Source organism: Streptosporangium sp. OZ121 (genome assembly GCF_051918885.1).
In the GTDB taxonomy this organism is placed as follows: domain Bacteria; phylum Actinomycetota; class Actinomycetes; order Streptosporangiales; family Streptosporangiaceae; genus Streptosporangium.
In genome coordinates this window covers 42518-59670 of the sequence record NZ_JBPXMC010000023.1, presented here as the reverse complement: position 1 = coordinate 59670, position 17153 = coordinate 42518, and the positions used below count along the sequence as shown (strand labels likewise).

Below are 17153 nucleotides of genomic sequence, written 5' to 3'. Positions count from 1 at the left end.
GGGATTGACGGCATACCGTGGAGGAATGAGATGTCTGAGCAAGCGAGACGGGGCCGCGCGGTGAGGTGGGCCGTGCCGGCCGCCGCGATCGCGCTGGTCGCCGGAGCCATCGGAGCCGGACCGGTCATCGCCGCCGTCCAGGGGGATCCCACGCTGCCCGAGCGCACCGCGGAGCAACTGCTGGCGAGCGCGGCCCAGGCGAGCCGGAGCGGGCTGAAGCCCATGTCGGGCACCGTCATGCAGACCGCCTCGCTCGGGCTGCCCGCGCTGCCCGGCGTGCCGGGCATGGGGGGATCCTCGCCCGCCGCCCTGCTGGCGGGCTCGCACGAGCTCAAGGTCTGGTACGGCGGGGAGGACAAGTTCCGCTTCGCCCTCCCCGGACGGATGAGCGAGACCGACCTGATCGCCAACGGCGACCAGGTATGGCTGTGGCAGAGCGACGCCAACAAGGCCACCCGCGTCAAGGCGGGAGGCGCCGAGGGCCTCAAAGAAGGGAGGCCGGGTGCCGCCGACGCGCACAAGGCGCTGCCCACGGCGACCACACCGCAGCAGCTCGCCCAGGAGCTGCTGGGGCGGATCGGCGCCGACACCGTGGTCAGCGTGACCAACACCGAGAAGGTCGCCGACCGCGCGGCCTACCAGCTCGTCCTCGCGCCCAAGGACACCTCGTCCCTGGTCAAGGAGGTCAAGCTGGCGCTGGACGGGGAGACCTTCGTCCCGCTGCGGATCCAGGTGTACGCCAGGAGCGCGGCCGAGCCCGCCTTCGAGGTCGGCTTCACCTCGGTCACCTTCACCCCGCCCGCCGCGGAGAACTTCACCTTCACCCCGCCCGCGGGGGCCAAGGTCGAGGAGGCGTCGATCGGCGAACTCGCAGAGGAGCGCGGCGCGCGGCAGGGCGAGAAGCTCAGGCAGGGCGAGGAGATCAGGGAGAAGGCCAGGACCGTCGGTAAGGGCTGGACCACGGTCGCGGTGATCCCCGCCTCAGAGATGGCGAAACTGGCCTCGGCGCCCCAGGGCGAGGGCCCCGCGGGGCAGGGCGCGGGACAGGACGCCGCCGCGATCACCGACACCCTGCTGAAGTCGGCCAAGCCGATCAGCGGCACGTGGGGCAGTGGCAAGGTCATCCAGACCAAGCTGGTCTCCGCGCTGCTGACCGACGACGGCCGCCTGCTGGTCGGCGCCGTCACCCCGGAGAAGCTGTCCGAGGCGGCCGGTCAGAAGTGAGCCCGGCGCCGGGAGCCCGACGCCGCCCCGTGCGGGGGCGTCGGGCTCCCGGCCAGGGTCCACGGCCAGGGTCCACGGCCAGGGTCCACGGCCAGGGTCCACGGCCAGGGTCCGGTGGCGTGAATCGGGGACGCCGTCCGGGCCACGTACGACGTTTCGGAAATCCAGCGCATACGACGTATCAGCCGCTTCATGGGCGCTCGGGGGCGCTCGTGAACGTCCAGGGCGCGAGCCCTGACCGGGACGACCGCGCGGCCGCCCCGGAACCGACGAGCAGTGGAGAAGAAGTGCCGATCGTCCAGAACGTGAGGAACAGCGGGAGCGGGGAGAACCCGGCCGGCGAGGTCCGGGAGGACCCGGCGGGCGGGAGCGCCGTGCTGGCCGGCGAGAGACCGGCCCCGAGCCCCTCCGGCGGGGAGTTCGCCATCGTCACCAGCGGGCTGACCAAGCGCTTCGGGGGTGGCCAGGTGGCCGTGGACGCCCTCGACCTGGCCGTCCCCGGCGGGTCGGTGTTCGGCTTCCTCGGTCCCAACGGCTCGGGCAAGACCACCACGATCCGCATGCTGCTCGGCCTGGTGACCCCGACGGCGGGGGACTGGCGACTGCTCGGCACGCCGATGCCCGGCGGGGCGGGCGGCGTGCTGCCCAGGGTGGGTGCCCTGGTCGAGGGGCCGGCCTTCTACCCCTACCTGTCGGGCGAGGCCAACCTGCGCCGCTACGACGCCGCCGACCCCTCGGCCGACCCGCGCACCGTCACGGCCAGGATCGGGTACGCGCTGGAGCGGGTGGGCCTGGCCGCCGCGGCCCGCAAGCGCTACCGGGCCTACTCGCTCGGCATGCGCCAGCGGCTGGCCATCGCCGCCGCGCTGCTCGGCCCGAGGGAACTGCTGATCCTCGACGAGCCGACGAACGGCCTGGACCCGCAGGGCACCCGCGAGGTGCGCGGTCTGGTCAAGGAGATCGCCGCCGAGGGGACGACGGTGTTCGTCTCCTCCCACCTGCTGGCCGAGGTGGAGCAGATGTGCTCCCACATCGCCGTCATGCGGACCGGGCGGCTCGTCGCCCAGGGATCCATCGCCGAGTTGCGCGCGGGGGAGACGGTCAGGATCCGGGTGGAGACCCCCGACACCGTCGAGGCGGCGGCCGTGCTGGCCGGGCTCGGTCTGCCGGAGATCCGTCTCGGTGACGGCGACGTCAGCGCCGCGCTGGGCGCCGACGTGCCGGAGCGGGTGTGCGCCGCCCTGGTCGCGGGCGGCGTCGCCGTCCGCGGCCTGGCCGTCCAGCGGCCCAGCCTTGAGGACATGTTCGTGGGCCTGACCGGGGAGGGATTCGATGTCGACGGTTAGCGGGAAGGAAGCCGTGTCCACCGAGAACGCCACACGCGCCACTCCCGGCGGGGAGCCCGCCACGGGTGCGGGCCTCGCGCCGGAAACGGCCCCTACGTCGGAAACGGGCCTTGCGCCGGAAACGGGCCTTGCGCCGGAAACGGGCCTCGCGGGCGGCGGGCACGTCTCCGGGGGCCCGGCCCCCTCCGGGCGGGCGGTGGGCGCCCCCCGGGCGTGGCTGCGGCTGCTCGGCTCGGAGGTCGGCCTGATCTTCCGGCGGCCGAGGAACCTCGCCATGCTCGCGGTGCTCGCCGTGATCCCGGCGCTGATCGGGATCACGCTGCTGACCTTCAGCGGATCCATGGGCGACGGGCCCGGTGGGCCCGGTGGGGGGTCGGCGATCTTCGAGCAGGTCACCGGCAACGGGTTGTTCCTCACCTTCGCCGCGCTCTCGGTCCTGGTGCAGTTGCTGCTGCCGGTCACCGTCGCCGTCGTCGCCGGAGACTCGATCGCCGGAGAGGCGGGCATCGGCACGTTGCGCTACCTGCTCGCGGCCCCGGCCGGCCGGAGCCGCCTGCTGGCCGTCAAGTACGTCGGCGTGATCTTCTTCTGCCTGGCCGCCGTCACCGCCGTGGCGCTGTCCGCGCTGCTCACCGGCCTGCTGCTGTTCCCCGCCGGTCCGATCACGCTGCTGTCGGGAGGGACGATCCCCTTCCTCGACGGCGTGCTGCGAATCGGCGTCGTCGTGCTGTACGTCACCGCGGGCATGGCCGCGCTGGCCGCCATCGCGCTGGCCCTGTCGACCCTGACCGAGGTGTCCGTCGGGGCCATCGCCTCGACCGTGGTCGTCGTCATCGTGGCCCAGGTGCTGGGAGTCATCCCGCAGCTGTCGGTGATCCGGCCGTACCTGCTCACCGACTGGTGGAACGGCTTCGACGGGGTCCTGCGGGATCCGGTGGCGACCGGCGAGATGGGGCAGGGGCTGCTGGTCTTCGCCGCCTATGTCGTCGTCTTCGGCTCCGTCGCCTGGGCGCGCTTCACCGGCAAGGACATCACCGCCTGACCCCACCGCACGTCTTCCCCGTCCTGTCCCGGCCTCGTCCCGGCCCCCGCCCTTCGCCGGCCCCCGCGTCCCGTGAGGTGCGGGCGTCCGGAGGTCGTGCGGGGGTCGCGCCGAGTCATGCGGCGGGAGTGCCGGGCGTCCAGGGAGCCGGACGGCCGGCTTTCCGTGCCTCGGCTTTCCGCGCCCCGGCTGTCCGGAACCGCGCGACGCAGGGGTTCCGGGCCGCCGCCCCTGCTTCTCGCGCTGTCTCCGAACAGGAAAGCTGTCTCCGAACAGGAAAGAGGCGATGAGAGGACTCATTAGCCGGCGGAGACCTTGAAGCCCTGCCGCCGCGCATAGGCGCTGAGCTGCAGCTGCCAGGCCCTCAGCCCGATGTCGAGGTCGGTGGCGTTCGAGAGCGACCGTCCCACGCTGTCACCGAAGAGGCCGTTGGCGTAGAGCTGGAACGGCAGGTACTGCCAGCCCTTCGCCACCTGCGTGGAGCCCTTGCTGAACATCCTGTTCGCCCGCTGACCTCCCAGGATCGGGATCTCGACGTCGAGGAACTCCTTGCTCCTCAGCAGGCCGGTCGTCGCGGGGAACACCCCGGAGACGGTGTTCAGCGACCTGACCGCCTCGGGATCGGAGTTCAGCCACCGGGCGAACCCGAAGGCGGCGAGCCGGTGCTTGCTCGTCGAGAGCACGGACACGCCGGAGCCGCCGTTCTCCGCGTTGACCGGTTTCCCGGCGTCCCAGCGCGGGATGGGCGCGGCGCGCCACCGGCCTTTGGTCCGCGGGATCGCGCCCTCGATGACGCCGGGTGCCCAGGCGCCCGTTATCCACAGCGCGTACCTGCCGCTCGCCATGCTCTTCCACCACGCGTCGCTCCAGGTCACGGCAGGTTCGACGAGCTTCTCCCGCGTCAGTCTGGTCCACAGTCTCGCCCACCGCCTGCTCCCCCTGTCCTGCAGGTCGATCCGGAGGGTCGTGGCGTTCTCGATGCCGAACGGCCGCCCGCCCGCCTGCCAGATCAGGCTGTCGGTGATGCCGGAGTCGGTCGGGTCGACGCTGGTGACGAAGACGCGGGGGTCCCTCTTCCTGATCTTCTCGGCGACCGTCACGAACTCTCCCCAGGTTTTCGGCGGCGTCAGTCCGATCCGGTCGAAGACGTCCTTTCGGTAGATCATGGTCATCGGGCCGGTGTCCTGGGGGATCGCGTAGACGCTGCCGTTGAGGTCCACCTGGTCCCAGGCCGAGGGACTGAACTCCTTCACCAGCTTTTCGGCGCCGTAAGGGTTGAGGTCGGTCACGACTCCGGAGAACGCGAAGCGGGGCAGCGCGAAGTACTCGATCTGCGCCACGTCGGGAATGCCGGTGCCGGTCTTCAGCGCCGCCCGGAGCCTGGCGTACTGACCCCTGGATCGGCCGGCGTTGATCAGATTGATCTTGATTTTGGGGTATTTCCGTTCGAACAGCGCCACCGTCTTCTGAAGGTTGGGCACCCACGACCAGAACGTCAGCGTGGTCTCGGTCCGCAGGGCCCTCTCGATGTCGGCGGATCTGATCTCGGGTGGCGGAGACTGCGAGGGGTGGCGGGGCGGCACGCCGCAGGCCGCCAGGGCGAGCAGGACGATGGAGAGCGCGGCGAGCGCTGTGGCGCGCGTGCTGTGCCGCATGACGAGGACCTCCATGAGGGGCGGGAGAACGTTGCCCTGCGGCTTCGGCCGACGGAACGGACCGTGCCGCGGGAGGGGGAGACGATGGGCCGGCGTAAGGGAAGCGATGTGACGGACATAACGGTAGAACGCTGCCCTGAGCTGCAAACATTTCCGGAACGCGCGGCCCGCCGCCTCGTTTTACGGCACGGTGACGGGCCGGCGCCAGCCGTGAAGGACCGGGAGGCGCGTGCCGCGGCGCCCTCCCGAGAGGCGGGCGGCCGCGGCCGGTGAAGGAAAACGCGGAACGGCCCCGGGAAAGGAGGTTTCCCGGGGCCGCCCCGCGCCCTGAAGGAGACCGGAAGCCGGTCGGGAGGCGATCAGGAGGCGATCAGGAGGCGCGGCCCCGGCGCAGGCCGAACGCCGCGACCACGAGCCCGGCGAGCCCGAGCACCAGCCCGGCCCCGCCGAGCAGGCGGGCGGTGCCGTCCGAGCTCTCCGAGGCGGCGACGGGGGCCACCGACGGCGCCGACACCGCCGGGGCCGTGGCCGAGGGGGCGGCCGAGGGGGTGGCGGAGGCGCCGTGGCCGTCTCCCCCGGCGGGGGCGGGGGTCAGCTTCAACGTCGGGGCCGGGCGCTCGGGCTCGGAGCCGTCGGCCTTGGGCTCGTCCGCCCACGTGACGACCTCGCCGCCGCTGTAGGTCTGGGTGGCGGGGAAGACGAGCTGGTCGGTGTCGGTGGGCAGCGCGCCCATGGACACCTCGAACTCCTGGAACTGGCCGGGATCGATCTTCCCGCCCGACCAGGTGACCTTCGTGACCGCCTCGGTGAGCTCGCCGTACTCGGTGGTGATCGGCTTGGGCAGCTTGCCCTCGACCACCTTGACGTCCCAGCCCGGCACCGGCTTGACCGAGACGAAGGCCAGCGGGTGGTCGGTGGGGAAGGTCACCTCCAGCTTGGTCGTCGAGGCGTCGTCGCGCTCGTTCGGGACCCGGAAGGCGACCTTGGTGAATCCGCCCTGCTGGGCGCTGCCGGGATTGATGGTGACGTGCGCGAGGGCGGGAAGGGCGAGACCGAGGGTGAGGGCGGCGGCACCGGCGGTGACGGCGGCCAGGCGGCGGCAGGCGTGCGTGAGCGACACGGGGTTCTCCACTTGGGGTTTTCGGGTTTTCCGGGGTCGGGTCAGGCGGCGGGAAGCGGAGGACCGCGCCGGCTGACGGAGTGACGGAGGACGGCACGCGAGGGAACGGGCGCGGCCGGGACGTACGCGGGACCCGGCGGGCGGGCGAGGGCGGCGGGGGGCCGCAGCAGCGGGAACATGGCGCCGAGGCGGCGACCGGCCGAGCGGAGCAGCACCCACAGGGCGCTCTCGCCGCGGGCCAGCCACCATCCGGTGATCAAGGTCGCGGTGAGGTGCGCGACGAGCATGCCGAGGCTCTCGCCCAGCCCCCTGACGTGCGGATGCGGGGGCGGGATCCCCTCGACGCCACCGAGCGCGAACAGCTCGTGCAGCGACAGCTGCAGGGTGGCGAGCCCGGCGCTGATCGTCACCATCGACCGCTCGCGCCCGGCGAGCAGCGCGGCCGTCGCCATGACCGCCGCTCCCGCCGCGGCCACCACTCCCGGCCGCGGCCAGGAACCGCCCGCGGCCACGTGGCCGAGGACGGCGAGTGCCAGGCAGACGGCCGAGAAGGCGGCCGCGCGCATGAGGCGTAACGGGAGGCGGGCGCGCATGGTGACCCATATGTTCTCACGCCCTGGGATGTCTGCCGTTCTGGAGTTTTTGTCGCTATGGTTGCCGCGACCGTGACCGGTCCTTCGAGCCGAGGTGGTGGCGATGCGGCACGTCGTTGGGGTGCTTGTCGGGCTGGCCGTGGCGGCCGTGCTTCTCTTCGGCGCGGGCTGGGCCGTGCAGGAGGCGGGGGCGAGTCTGGTGCCCCTCCCCGCGGAGAGCGGTTCGAAGACCTGGATCGCCCTCGGGGTGATGGCCGGGATCGGTCTCCTGGTCGGCCTGGTGGTCGCCGGTCGCGTCTCCCCGCTGGCGACCTTCGTCCCGTCGATGGTCCTGCTCGCCTGGACCGTGGTCTACGCCCTGGACGTCAGGCGAGCCATGGGCCTGGTCCCCGACGATCCGACCTTCCACGAGGTGCTCCTGCAGGCCGGTCGTGGCATGGGCCTGCTGCTGACCACCGGCGTCTACGCGCTCCTCGGCATCCTGCTGTTCCTGCCGGTGCTGATGCCCTCCCGCTGGGCGCCGCGGTTCCGGGACGACGAGGAGGAGTACGAGGAGTCCGACGCCCAGGGTTACCGCTGAGCCCTGGATCGCCGGGGCCGTACCCGCCACCGCGCGTCCGCCGGGCCCGCGCCGTCCCCGCGGTCACCGCCGGCGGGGACCGGCCGAGCTGACCGAGCCCTCCGCGCCGGTGCCCTCCTCGCGGTCCCCCTCATCACGGGAGGGCTTCTCCTCGCGGGCGGGCTCCTCGCCGCCCGCCCTTCCGGGGGGGAGGGCGGCCTTCCCCACGCCGGCGTGCCGGCCCTCCGGGCCGGTCCCGAGCGGCTGCGCGTCCTCCAGCGGGAGCCGGAGGACGAACCGGGCACCTCGCGGCGAGTCCTCGATCAGCAGGGTTCCCTGGTGGGCGTGGGCGATGTCGCGGGAGATGGCGAGGCCGAGCCCGCTGCCGCCGGAGTCGCGCAGACGTCCGTCGTCCAGGCGGGTGAAGCGTTCGAAGACGCGCTCGCGGTCGGCCGGCGCGATGCCGGCGCCGTCGTCGACCACGGCCACGACGGCCTTGCCGTCCGCGAAGCCGACGGAGACCTCGACGCGGCTGTCGGCGTGCCGCCGCGCGTTGCTCAGCAGGTTGTTCACCACCCGGATCAGCTGGATCCGGGAGCCCCGGACCGTCACGCGGGCGGTCACCTGGACCCGTACGGGCATCCCGGTGCCCTGGGCCGCCTCCTCCGTCACGAGGGCGCCGAGATCGATCAGCTCCTTCGGCGCAGGGTCGGCGGCGCGCAGCCGGGCCAGTTGCAGCAGGTCGTTGACGATCGCCTCGAGCCGGCCGCTGGCCGTCAGCGCTCTCCGGATGGTGTCGCGCGGATCGACGTCGTCGGGGTAGAGCAGGGCCTCCTCCAACTGCACGCGCAGGCCCGCGATCGGGGTCCTGAGTTCGTGGGAGGCGGTGGAGGCGAAACGGCGCTGCTGCTCCACGGCCTCCTCCAGGCGGGCCAGGGTCTGGTTGGCGGTGCGGGCGAGCAGCGCGATCTCGTCCTCGCCCGAGGGGATGGGCACCCGCAGGCTCAGGTCGCTCACCGTGATCTCGGACATCCGCGCGCGGATCGCCGCCACCGGGCGTAGCGTCCGCCCCACGACGCACCAGGTCATCCAGGCCGCGAGGGCCAGGAGGACGAGAACGCCCGCGGCGATGAAGTACTCCAGGTGGTGCTCGTGCAGGATGGCGGGCTCCTCGAGGCCCGCGTAGACCACCGGGGAGTCGGCCGCCGGAGAGACCCGGATGGCCATGACCATGACGGATCCCTCGGTCAGCTGCTGGAACCGGTCGTCGGCGGGGGGGCGGCTCGTGCTGATCGGCGGCAGGTCCGTGGCCTGCCTGCTGGAGTTGATGACCACGCCGTGGGCGTTCACCAGCTGGACGAGGTCGACCGGGGCGGTGGCGGGGATCGGGTCGGGGATGTTGCCGATCCGCACCAGCGCGCTCCACTGGCTGGCGACCCGCTCGGCGTTGCCGAAGCCGTCCTCCTGGATCCGGTAGCGGATCGCCATGTCGATGCTCGTTCCCACCAGGGCGAGGATGACCAGCAACAGCATCGTCGTGATGATGGTGTAGCGCGCCTGGATCGAGCGCATGCGCGGCCCCCTCATGGTGACGTCAGCGCCGCGAGGCTGCTCAGCAGGTCCAGAGCGTGCGCGGAAGGGCTTCCGGGTTCGGCCTGGAAGACGATCAGTTTCTGGCCGGGAGAGCCGTTGATGTTGAACACCTCGTACGTGAGCGTCAGGTCGCCGACGTCATGATGGCGGAAGCGTTTGGTCGCGACGTTCTCGCCGGACACCTCGTGGCGCGCCCACATCCGGCGAAAGTCCGTGCTCTTGAGCGAGAGCTCGCCGACCAGCTCGGTCAGGCAGGGATCGTCGAGGTCCGCGCCCGCGATGGCACGCAGCTGGGCCACCTTGGAGCGGGCGGACTCCTCCCAGTCGCGGTAGAACCGGCGGGAGTCGGGGTTCAGGAAGATCAGCCGGAGCAGGTTGTCCCGGTGGTCCAGCCCGTCGTAGAGTGCGTCGGCCATCTGGTTCGAGGCCAGCACGTCCATCCAGCGGCCGGTCACTATCGCCGGGGTGTAGGGCCAGCTCCGTATCAGCCGTACCAGTGCCGGTTTGACCCGGGCCGGCTGGTCGGGGGTTCTGGACCGCCGCGGCACGGGGTGCGCCAGCTGGTGCATGTGAGCCGCGGCGTCGGGGGTGAGATTGAGGACCTGCATGAGAGCGCCGAGCACTCGCTCGGACGGGTGGCGTTCCCGTCCCTGCTCCAAGCGGATGTAGTAGTCGGTGCTGACTCCGGCCAGCATCGCCACCTCTTCCCGGCGCAGCCCCGGTGTCCGCCGGGAACCGGCAGGCAGGAGCCCCACCTGTTCGGGGGTGGTGAGTTCACGCCGAGCGCGCAGGAACTCACCCAGGAGATTGTCGCTGTCCATAGCGTTACGGTATGTCAGAACGCATTTGACAAGGTGGCAGTATTACTCCCATGAACGTTCCCCAGCCTTGACGAACGCCCTGCTGGGAGCCTTTTCTAAGGTTTCTTTCCGATCGTTTTCCCCTCCGGGCCGATGATCGTCGAACCTTGTGCGATCGCGTTCTACCTTTGTCGCTCCGATGCCATTTTCGGCTACGCGTGGGGGATTCCAGTGGTAAAGGGCGGGGGAAAACGGTCATTGGAAAGCTGGTTTTCGTATGGAGGGGGTCTGGGGGGTCAAGAGGGGTCCAAGCGCGAGTGAAGGATGACCCCGCACCGGCGGGAGCATGGAAATGTGATTAGCATCACTCTTGCTTCGCTGGAGATTCCTGGGGGACATCTTGACCTTCTGGCGGGGGTGGCGTAAAAGGTCGTTTCCTCCCTCCGGCCCCGGCCCCGGCCGCTCGCGGCGATGCGCCCCGGGGTGCCGCCCCCGACGTCCGGCGGTCAGCCGGAGTAGAGGCGGGCGACCACCTCCTCGATGGAGTCCCCCTCGGGGGCGGTGGCGCGCAGGTCGTCGAGGGTGCCGTCGAAGGCCAGGCTGCCGTGGTCGATCAGCATCACGCGGTGGCAGAGCTTCTCGATGTCGCCCATGTCGTGGGTGGTGAGCAGGACGGTGGTGCCCCGGTCGGCGTTGAGGTGCCGCAGGAAGTCGCGCATGGCGGCCTTGCTCACCACGTCCAGGCCGATCGTGGGCTCGTCGAGCACCAGCACGGCGGGGTCGTGCAGGAGGGCGGCGGTGATGTCACCGCGCATGCGCTGGCCGAGGCTGAGCTGGCGGACCGGGGTGGTCATGAAGTCGGCGAGGCCGAGGATCTCGGTCAGCTCGGCCAGCCTCCGCCGGAAAATCGGCTGATCTACTTTGTAAAGGTGTCGGATCAGCTCAAAACTGTCCCGCAGCGGAAGATCCCACCACAGGGTCGTCCGCTGGCCGAACACCACCCCGATCCTGCGCGCCAGGGCCACGCGGCGGCGGGTCGGATCGAGCCCGGCCACCCGGATGCTGCCCGAGGTCGGCGCCAGGATGCCGGTGAGCATCTTGATGGTGGTGGACTTGCCCGCGCCGTTGGGGCCGAGGTAGCCGACGAACTCCCCGGCCTCCACGGTGAACGACAGATCCCGTACGGCGTGCACGGTCTTTTTGGCCCTGCGGCGGCCCACGGTGAAAGAGCGGCCGACCCGGTCGAGTTCGATCATGTGTCAACTTCCCGTCGAGCGGTAGCGGCGGATGCCCGCCCGCCAGGCGAGGGCGGCGACGGCGGCCAGCAGGACGGCCGCCAGGGGCGAGGCGAAGCGGAGCCAGTACGGCAGGCCGAGGGGGTCGTCGCGGTCGAGCACGAACAGCGCGGGCTGCCAGTTCACGAACGCCAGCGGCACGACGAAGGTGACGCCCTTGACGAGTTCGGAGCCGTAGACGCTCAGGGGGTACTGGGTGAGGGTGCCGCCTCCGTAGGTGAAGGCGTTGGCCACCTCGGGCGCGTCGGTCAGCAGGAACTGCACGGCCCCGCCGAGGGCGAAGACCGAGGTGAAGATGACGAGCCCGCACGCGACCATCAGCGGGATCATCCAGACCCTGCCCCAGCTCAGGCCGAGCTGGGGCAGGGCGACGGTGAGCACGACGGCCGCCTGGGCCAGCCTGCCGAAGCGGTGCACCCCGAAGCGGTCGACGGCCATCTGTGTGAACGCGCTCGCCGGGCGGATCAGCATGGTGTCGAAGCTGCCGCTCCTGATGTGCTGGCTGAGCCGGTCGACGTTGCCGAAGAGCATGTCGGCCAGTGCGAAGGACAGGCCGGCGGTGCCGTACAGGAACATCACCTCGGCCAAGGTGAAGCCGCCGAGCGATCCGGTGTGCTCGAAGATCACCCAGATCGCCGCCACGTCCAGCGCGTTGACCGCGAACGAGCCCAGCGTCATCATGATCAGCGGTCCCGGGTACTGTGCGGAGGCCCTCAGCCAGGTCCAGGCCAGCAGGAGGTAGGTCCTCACCATCGGGTGCCTCCCGCGGCCGTCTCCCGTGCGGCGGGTCTGTGGTCCCGGTGGTCCCGGTGGTCCCAGGGGTTCCGGTTGTCGTCGTCAGCCACCTTGGATCACGACCTTTCTGCGGGCCGCGTTCGTGGCCAGGGCTCCCAGGGCCAGCAGGGCCGTCGCCCACATGGCCTGGAATCCCAGGGCGTCCAGGACGTCGCGCTTGCCGAGGTAGAGGTCGGCGGGGACCTGGACCATGGCCGACCAGGGGAGTGCTTCGGCGAGGGCGCCGAGCCAGCCGGGGAAGAGGTTGAGGGGCAGGACCATGCCACTGAAGAAGAGGGTCGTCACCAGTGAGATCGTGTGCACCCCCCGGTCGTCGATGATCCAGCAGGCGGACAGTGCGACCAGGTAGCGCAGGGCGAAGCTGACGATCACCCCGAGGGTGAGGCCGGCCATGAAGGACAGCCAGGTCAGCGGGTCGTCCGGTACGACGAGGCCGAACAGGGCGGCGCCGGCGATCGTGGGTGGCAGGCTGCGGCCGAGGAGGAGGTAGCAGGCCCGGCCGAGGTCGTCGGCGAGGTTCCACATCTGCAGGGACGCGGGGCGGAGCAGGTCGAGGGCCACGTCTCCGTTGCGTACGCGTTCGGAGAGTTCCAGGCCGCCGCCGAAGACCTGCATGGGGCCGATGAAGGCCTGGCTGAGGAAGCAGAAGGTCACGGCGTCGGCGAGGTCGTACCCGGCGAGGCCGGGGCGGGCCTGCCAGAGGGCGATCAGGACGTAGGCGCGGAGGATGCCGAAGACGGTGTTGGTGAATGCTCCGGCGACGGCGGCGGCGCGGTAGGTGGAGTGGCGGCGGAAGCCGTACCCGGCGATGCGCGCGTAGAGCAGGAAGGCTGCCTCCTGGAGGGTGTCAGGACAACCCTCCTATCCTCCTTGGCGCTTTGGGGGGAGGCAATGGATTTTCGGCGGCGCGGGGTGCGGCGGGGTGCGGCGGGATCGGTCGTCGATGTGGTCTGTTTCCGGGCTTGGAGGGATGATGACTTTCGGTGTTCGAGTGTGTCGTGAGAGTGATGTATACATGCGTGATACTTAGTTGTAATCTCTCCGATATGTCCAATCGCCGATAAAAGCCCATTCTGAGGGGAATGTCCTTTTGTGGAGGTCCCCCATGCGCGACGAGATCGATATGGATGTCAGTCCGGTCTACCCCTTCAGCTGGCAGGCCGCGACCCTCAACGCGATCATGCGCGGCACGTTCAAGCCCATCTCCGACCTGCTGCTGAGAAACGACGTCGGCTTCGCCGCGGCCTCCCGCATCGTCGCGCTGGCCGGCAGGGTGCCGTTCCGTCTGCCCGTCCACGTGCGCGTGACCCCCGACGAGGCGGGGGCGTGCCCGGGGGAGTGGGTCCGCGCGGGGGAGGAGCTCGACGAGGGCAAGGTCCTGCTCTACTTCCACGGCGGAGGCTACTTCTCCTGCTCCCCGGCGACCCACCGGCCGATCACCTGGCGTCTGTCGGCCGCGACCCGGCGCCCGGTGCTGGCGGTCGACTACCGCCAGGGCCCCGTCCACCGGCCGGCCGAGGCCCTCGAGGACGCGATCGCCGCCTACCGATGTCTCCTGGAGCTCGGCTACGGCCCCGGCGACGTCGTCTTCGGCGGGGACTCCGCCGGGGGCCACCTCACCCTGGCCACCCTTCTGGCGCTCCGTGACCAGGACATGCCGCTGCCGGCCGCCGCGGTGTGCCTGTCCCCGTGGGCGGACCTGACCGGCGCGCCCCGCAGGGTCAACCGGCTGCTCGACCCGATGATCCCGGCCGGCCGTGTCGACTGGCTCGCCCGCCGCTGGACGGCGGGGCTCGACCCCCAGGACCCTCTGCTCTCCCCGGTCCTCGGCGACTACACCGGCCTGCCCCCGTTGATGATCGTCACGGGCTCCACCGAGGTCCTGCGCGACGAGGGCCGCCGGGTGGCCGAGCGGGCCCGTGCCGCCGGGGTGCCGGTCACGTACGAGGAGTGGCCCCGCATGCCGCACGTCTTCGCCATCCTCGCCGACGTCGTCCCCGAGGCCCGCGAGGTGTACCCGCACATCGCCCGCTTCCTCGTCGCGACCCAGGAGCTCATGCCCGGCCGCGCCACCTCGAAGCGGAGCCGCGCTCCGGCCGCCCTGGAGGTGCCCGACCTCTCGGCCTCGGACCTTTCTGTGTCGGATCTCCCCGTGCCGGACCTTCTCCTGCCGGGCCTCGCCGTCCCCGGTCTCGCCCAGCCGGTTGCCTCCCCCGAGGAGGCCTCCGCCCCGGCTCCGCGGAACCCGTCCGCGCGCTCCGCCTCGACCGCCGCCTGAGGCGTTCCGGGACGTGCGCCCGAGAGCCGGCGCGCGCCCTTGCCGCTGGTCACACGGTTCCGCCCCGTCCCAAGGGCATCCCGAACACCACGGATTCCTTACCCCGAGGGATCATTCGCCTTACCTCTCATATCCCTTGTGACCGGTCGGGAGCGAAGGACGCTCGAATCCCGCCACAGTGTGCTTGCCGTAGCCCGCGCACGAGAGGCTCAACGAGGATGGCACGTGGGGGAGCAGGTCCCGTGAACGGCATGCCGACCGGTGTGCGGCCGCTGACCGTCGGGGACCCGGTCATCATCGGCCGCTACCTTCTGCTCGGCCGCCTCGGAGTGGGTGGGATGGGCATCGTCTACCTGGCCGAACACCCGCAGGGTGGGGCGGTGGCGCTCAAGACGCCGCACCCGATGCATCTCAACGATGCCACGCTCCGCGCCCGTTTCGCCGAAGAAGTGCGATTCTCCCGGAGAGTGGTGCCTTTCTGCACCGCCGCGGTGATCGAGGACGGCACCGACAAGGACCGTCCCTACCTGGTGTCGGAGTACGTCCCGGGCCCCGCGTTGTCCCAGGTGGTCTCCGCGCACGGCCCCCTCACCCCCGACCTGGCGTACGGAGTCGCCCTGGGGGTGGCCGCGGCGCTGGTGGCGGTGCACGAGGCGGGGCTGGTCCACCGCGACCTCAAACCCGGCAACGTGCTTCTGTCGGACACCGGCCCCCGAGTGATCGACTTCGGTATCGCCAGGGACGTCGACGTGCTCGCCGCGCACACGCAGGCGGGACAGGTCATGGGCAGTCCCGGCTGGGTCGCCCCCGAGCGGCTCACCGGCGGGCTCGCGCTGCCCGCCTCCGACGTCTTCGCCTGGGGCTGCCTGATCGCCTACGCGGCCTCCGGCCACCACCCCTTCGGCGCCGGGGAGGCGGACGTGCTGACCCGGCGCATCCTGGTCGAGCCGCCGAGGGTGGCCTCGGTGCCCGCGCTGCTGCGCCCGGCGGTCGAGGCCTCCCTGGCCAAGAACCCCGCCGAGCGGCCCAGGGCCGCCGACCTGCTCGGCGCGCTGCTCGCCGCGGGCGGCGTGGGCGACCCGTGGGACCTGCGCGAGGCGGTCGCCGAGGTGCTGGCGGAGATCTGGACGCCGGTGCCCTGGGCCCCGGGAGCCGGGAGGGTCCGGCTCGCGGCCGTGTCCTCACCGTCCTCACCGTCCTCACCGTCCTCACCGTCCTCGCCGTACTCCTCGTCCCTGCCCCTGTCGCCCTCGTCGCCCTCCTCGTCGCTCCACGACGAGCCCTCGGTCCCGGTGAGGATCCCCGGCAGGGGGTCGCGCAGGGCCGGGCCGCGTAAGGGGGCGCACCTGTCGCAGGCCGGTTTCGCGGCGCTGGCCACGGTCTCCATGGCGGCGGTCACCGTGGCCGCCGCGACCGGTGGCGGCGGGCCCGGCCCCGTCGGCGATCCCGGCGTTCCCGAGCCGGTTCCGCTGGTCCTTCCCGCCGAGGGCACGCCCTCCGCCTCCGTCTTCGGCGCCGGCACCCGCCCGCCCACCGGCCGGCCGCGGGTGCCGGCGCCGACCACCCCCTCCACCGTCCAGATCACCACCACCAGGACCGTCTCGCTGCCCACCGCGGGCCACGACGGCCACGACGGCCGGGAGGACCCGTTGCCGGAGCGCCCCCGGGGACCTCGTGGCTCGGGCGGCTCGCCGGACGACGGCGACGACCCGCGTGACTGCGCGGACACGACCGCCAAGGGCAGGGGCAAGGGCCGGGCCGGGGACTGCCCGACGGCCTCGAGCGATCCCAAGCCCTCCTTCACCCAGATCCCGCAGACCGGCGACGGGGAGAGCCCGTCCCCGACGCCCACCGCCCCCGCCCCCTCGGGGACGACCATCACCCCGCAGCCCACCCCCGGCCCCTCCATGCAGATGGGCTGAGTCATCCTTTTCGGACGATTTACAGGGAGATATCGGTGCATCGGTTAAAGTGAGCGCCGCGAGTCGAGGCGGAGGGGGATACCGATGGGCGGGCCTGTGGCCGGTGCGGTGGAACTGAGCGGCGTCGGGGTCCGGGTGGTCGGCCGTACCCTGCTGGACGGCATCGGCTGGCGGGTCGGATACGGGGAGCACTGGGTGGTCCTCGGCCCCAACGGGGCCGGGAAGACGACGCTGCTCTCGCTGGCCGCCGCCGTACGTCATCCCACCGAGGGGGCCGTCACCGTGCTCGGCCAGCGGCTGGGCCGGGTCGACCTGCGGGAGCTGCGCCGCCACATCGGCCTCGTCGCGGCCAGCCAGCGGCTCGTCGACGAGGAACTGCTGGAGGAGGAGGGCGCCACCGCGCACACCGTCGTCCTGACCGGCCACACCGGGACCAGCGCCCCGCTCTGGGACCGCTACGGCCCCGCCGAGCACGAGCGCGCCCACCACCTGCTGGCCGACATGGGCTGCAAGGACCTCGCCGACCGGCTTTTCCGCGTCTGCTCCCAGGGTGAGCGGGCCCGTGTCCGCGTCGCCAGGGCGCTGATGGCCGATCCGGTGATCCTGCTGCTGGACGAGCCGTTCGCCGGTCTCGACCTGCCCGCCCGCGAGGACCTGATCACCGCGGTGGAGGACCTGGCGGCGACCCGCCCGGCGCTGACCACGGTCACCGTCACCCATCACCTGGAAGAGGTCCCGGCCACCACGACCCACGCCCTGCTGATGCGCGACGCCCGCGTCCAGGCGGGCGGGCCGGTGGCGGAGATCCTGACCGCGGAGAACCTGTCGGAGTGCTTCGGGCGTCCGCTGCGCGTCGACCACCTCGACGGCCGCTGGTCCGCCCGCGCGGTGCGCGGCTGAAGGTCTCGCGGCGGGCGGGGCGCCGGCCGGC

At 71.8% G+C, this 17153-nt stretch carries 15 protein-coding genes; 7 read left to right on the top strand and 8 right to left on the bottom strand.

The annotated features are described in order from the left end of the window. The first annotated feature begins 30 nt into the window (after positions 1-30). From ACTOQ1_RS31440 to ACTOQ1_RS31430, 3 genes are all read left to right on the top strand, one after another. The gene (locus tag ACTOQ1_RS31440) at positions 31-1224 is read left to right on the top strand and encodes a LolA family protein (protein ID WP_440071588.1); all 1194 of its coding nucleotides are present in this window, start codon (positions 31-33) and stop codon (positions 1222-1224) included. A 287-nt stretch (positions 1225-1511) separates the two neighbouring features. Further along, entirely contained in the window at positions 1512-2570 is a 1059-nt protein-coding gene (locus ACTOQ1_RS31435; RefSeq protein ID WP_440071587.1) for an ATP-binding cassette domain-containing protein, read from the top strand. A 196-nt stretch (positions 2571-2766) separates the two neighbouring features. Beyond that, positions 2767-3612 (top strand): ABC transporter permease subunit, encoded by an 846-nt coding sequence (locus ACTOQ1_RS31430; RefSeq protein WP_440071586.1) that lies wholly within the window; start codon positions 2767-2769, stop codon positions 3610-3612. A 299-nt stretch (positions 3613-3911) separates the two neighbouring features. Here the strand turns inward: ACTOQ1_RS31430 and ACTOQ1_RS31425 are convergent, their stop codons facing one another. The 3 genes from ACTOQ1_RS31425 to ACTOQ1_RS31415 form a co-directional block, all read right to left on the bottom strand. Beyond that, positions 3912-5267, bottom strand: coding sequence for an ABC transporter substrate-binding protein (locus ACTOQ1_RS31425; protein ID WP_440071585.1), 1356 nt, complete (start codon positions 5265-5267; stop codon positions 3912-3914). Positions 5268-5637: 370 nt separating this feature from the next. Then, on the bottom strand, positions 5638-6387 hold the full coding sequence (locus ACTOQ1_RS31420) for a YcnI family copper-binding membrane protein (protein WP_440071584.1): 750 nt from the start codon (positions 6385-6387) through the stop codon (positions 5638-5640). Between the two features lie 41 nt (positions 6388-6428). Beyond that, on the bottom strand, positions 6429-6980 hold the full coding sequence (locus ACTOQ1_RS31415) for an MFS transporter (protein WP_440071583.1): 552 nt from the start codon (positions 6978-6980) through the stop codon (positions 6429-6431). A 103-nt stretch (positions 6981-7083) separates the two neighbouring features. On the opposite strand from ACTOQ1_RS31415, the gene ACTOQ1_RS31410 reads away from it, so the two are divergent. Further along, positions 7084-7560: a hypothetical protein gene (locus ACTOQ1_RS31410; RefSeq protein WP_440071582.1), complete on the top strand. Its 477-nt coding sequence runs from the start codon at positions 7084-7086 to the stop codon at positions 7558-7560. A 63-nt stretch (positions 7561-7623) separates the two neighbouring features. Here the strand turns inward: ACTOQ1_RS31410 and ACTOQ1_RS31405 are convergent, their stop codons facing one another. The 5 genes from ACTOQ1_RS31405 to ACTOQ1_RS31385 form a co-directional block, all read right to left on the bottom strand. Beyond that, positions 7624-9111 carry a sensor histidine kinase gene (locus ACTOQ1_RS31405; RefSeq protein WP_440071581.1) on the bottom strand — a complete coding sequence of 496 codons (1488 nt, stop codon included), beginning with the start codon at positions 9109-9111 and terminating at the stop codon, positions 7624-7626. Between the two features lie 11 nt (positions 9112-9122). Next, entirely contained in the window at positions 9123-9953 is an 831-nt protein-coding gene (locus ACTOQ1_RS31400) for a helix-turn-helix transcriptional regulator (protein ID WP_440071580.1), read from the bottom strand. Positions 9954-10438: 485 nt separating this feature from the next. Then, positions 10439-11188, bottom strand: coding sequence for an ABC transporter ATP-binding protein (locus ACTOQ1_RS31395; protein ID WP_440071579.1), 750 nt, complete (start codon positions 11186-11188; stop codon positions 10439-10441). 3 nt (positions 11189-11191) lie between these two features. Continuing rightward, positions 11192-11980, bottom strand: a complete 789-nt coding sequence (locus ACTOQ1_RS31390; protein ID WP_440071578.1) for an ABC transporter permease — start codon at positions 11978-11980, stop codon at positions 11192-11194. Positions 11981-12064: 84 nt separating this feature from the next. Then, a complete protein-coding gene (locus tag ACTOQ1_RS31385; RefSeq protein ID WP_440071665.1) occupies positions 12065-12751 on the bottom strand; it encodes an ABC transporter permease in 687 nt (228 codons plus the stop codon). 376 nt (positions 12752-13127) lie between these two features. Between ACTOQ1_RS31385 and ACTOQ1_RS31380 the strand changes: the two genes are divergently transcribed. The 3 genes from ACTOQ1_RS31380 (at position 13128) to ACTOQ1_RS31370 (ending at position 17122) form a co-directional block, all read left to right on the top strand. Next, positions 13128-14300 (top strand): alpha/beta hydrolase, encoded by a 1173-nt coding sequence (locus ACTOQ1_RS31380; RefSeq protein WP_440071577.1) that lies wholly within the window; start codon positions 13128-13130, stop codon positions 14298-14300. 251 nt (positions 14301-14551) lie between these two features. Next, on the top strand, positions 14552-16222 hold the full coding sequence (locus tag ACTOQ1_RS31375; RefSeq protein WP_440071664.1) for a serine/threonine-protein kinase: 1671 nt from the start codon (positions 14552-14554) through the stop codon (positions 16220-16222). Between the two features lie 84 nt (positions 16223-16306). Then, complete coding sequence (locus tag ACTOQ1_RS31370) at positions 16307-17122, top strand: ABC transporter ATP-binding protein (protein ID WP_440071576.1); 816 nt, start codon at positions 16307-16309, stop codon at positions 17120-17122. Positions 17123-17153: the final 31 nt, after the last annotated feature.

Excerpts from the sequence above, each read along its gene's own strand:
- ACTOQ1_RS31440 (WP_440071588.1), top strand. The coding sequence starts at position 31 with ATGTCTGAGCAAGCGAGACGGGGCCGCGCGGTGAGGTGGGCCGTGCCG.
- ACTOQ1_RS31425 (WP_440071585.1), bottom strand. The coding sequence starts at position 5,267 with ATGCGGCACAGCACGCGCGCCACAGCGCTCGCCGCGCTCTCCATCGTC.
- ACTOQ1_RS31415 (WP_440071583.1), bottom strand. The coding sequence starts at position 6,980 with ATGCGCGCCCGCCTCCCGTTACGCCTCATGCGCGCGGCCGCCTTCTCG.
- ACTOQ1_RS31410 (WP_440071582.1), top strand. The coding sequence starts at position 7,084 with ATGCGGCACGTCGTTGGGGTGCTTGTCGGGCTGGCCGTGGCGGCCGTG.
- ACTOQ1_RS31405 (WP_440071581.1), bottom strand. The coding sequence starts at position 9,111 with ATGCGCTCGATCCAGGCGCGCTACACCATCATCACGACGATGCTGTTG.
- ACTOQ1_RS31400 (WP_440071580.1), bottom strand. The coding sequence starts at position 9,953 with ATGGACAGCGACAATCTCCTGGGTGAGTTCCTGCGCGCTCGGCGTGAA.
- ACTOQ1_RS31395 (WP_440071579.1), bottom strand. The coding sequence starts at position 11,188 with ATGATCGAACTCGACCGGGTCGGCCGCTCTTTCACCGTGGGCCGCCGC.
- ACTOQ1_RS31390 (WP_440071578.1), bottom strand. The coding sequence starts at position 11,980 with ATGGTGAGGACCTACCTCCTGCTGGCCTGGACCTGGCTGAGGGCCTCC.
- ACTOQ1_RS31380 (WP_440071577.1), top strand. The coding sequence starts at position 13,128 with ATGCGCGACGAGATCGATATGGATGTCAGTCCGGTCTACCCCTTCAGC.
- ACTOQ1_RS31375 (WP_440071664.1), top strand. The coding sequence starts at position 14,552 with ATGCCGACCGGTGTGCGGCCGCTGACCGTCGGGGACCCGGTCATCATC.
- ACTOQ1_RS31370 (WP_440071576.1), top strand. The coding sequence starts at position 16,307 with ATGGGCGGGCCTGTGGCCGGTGCGGTGGAACTGAGCGGCGTCGGGGTC.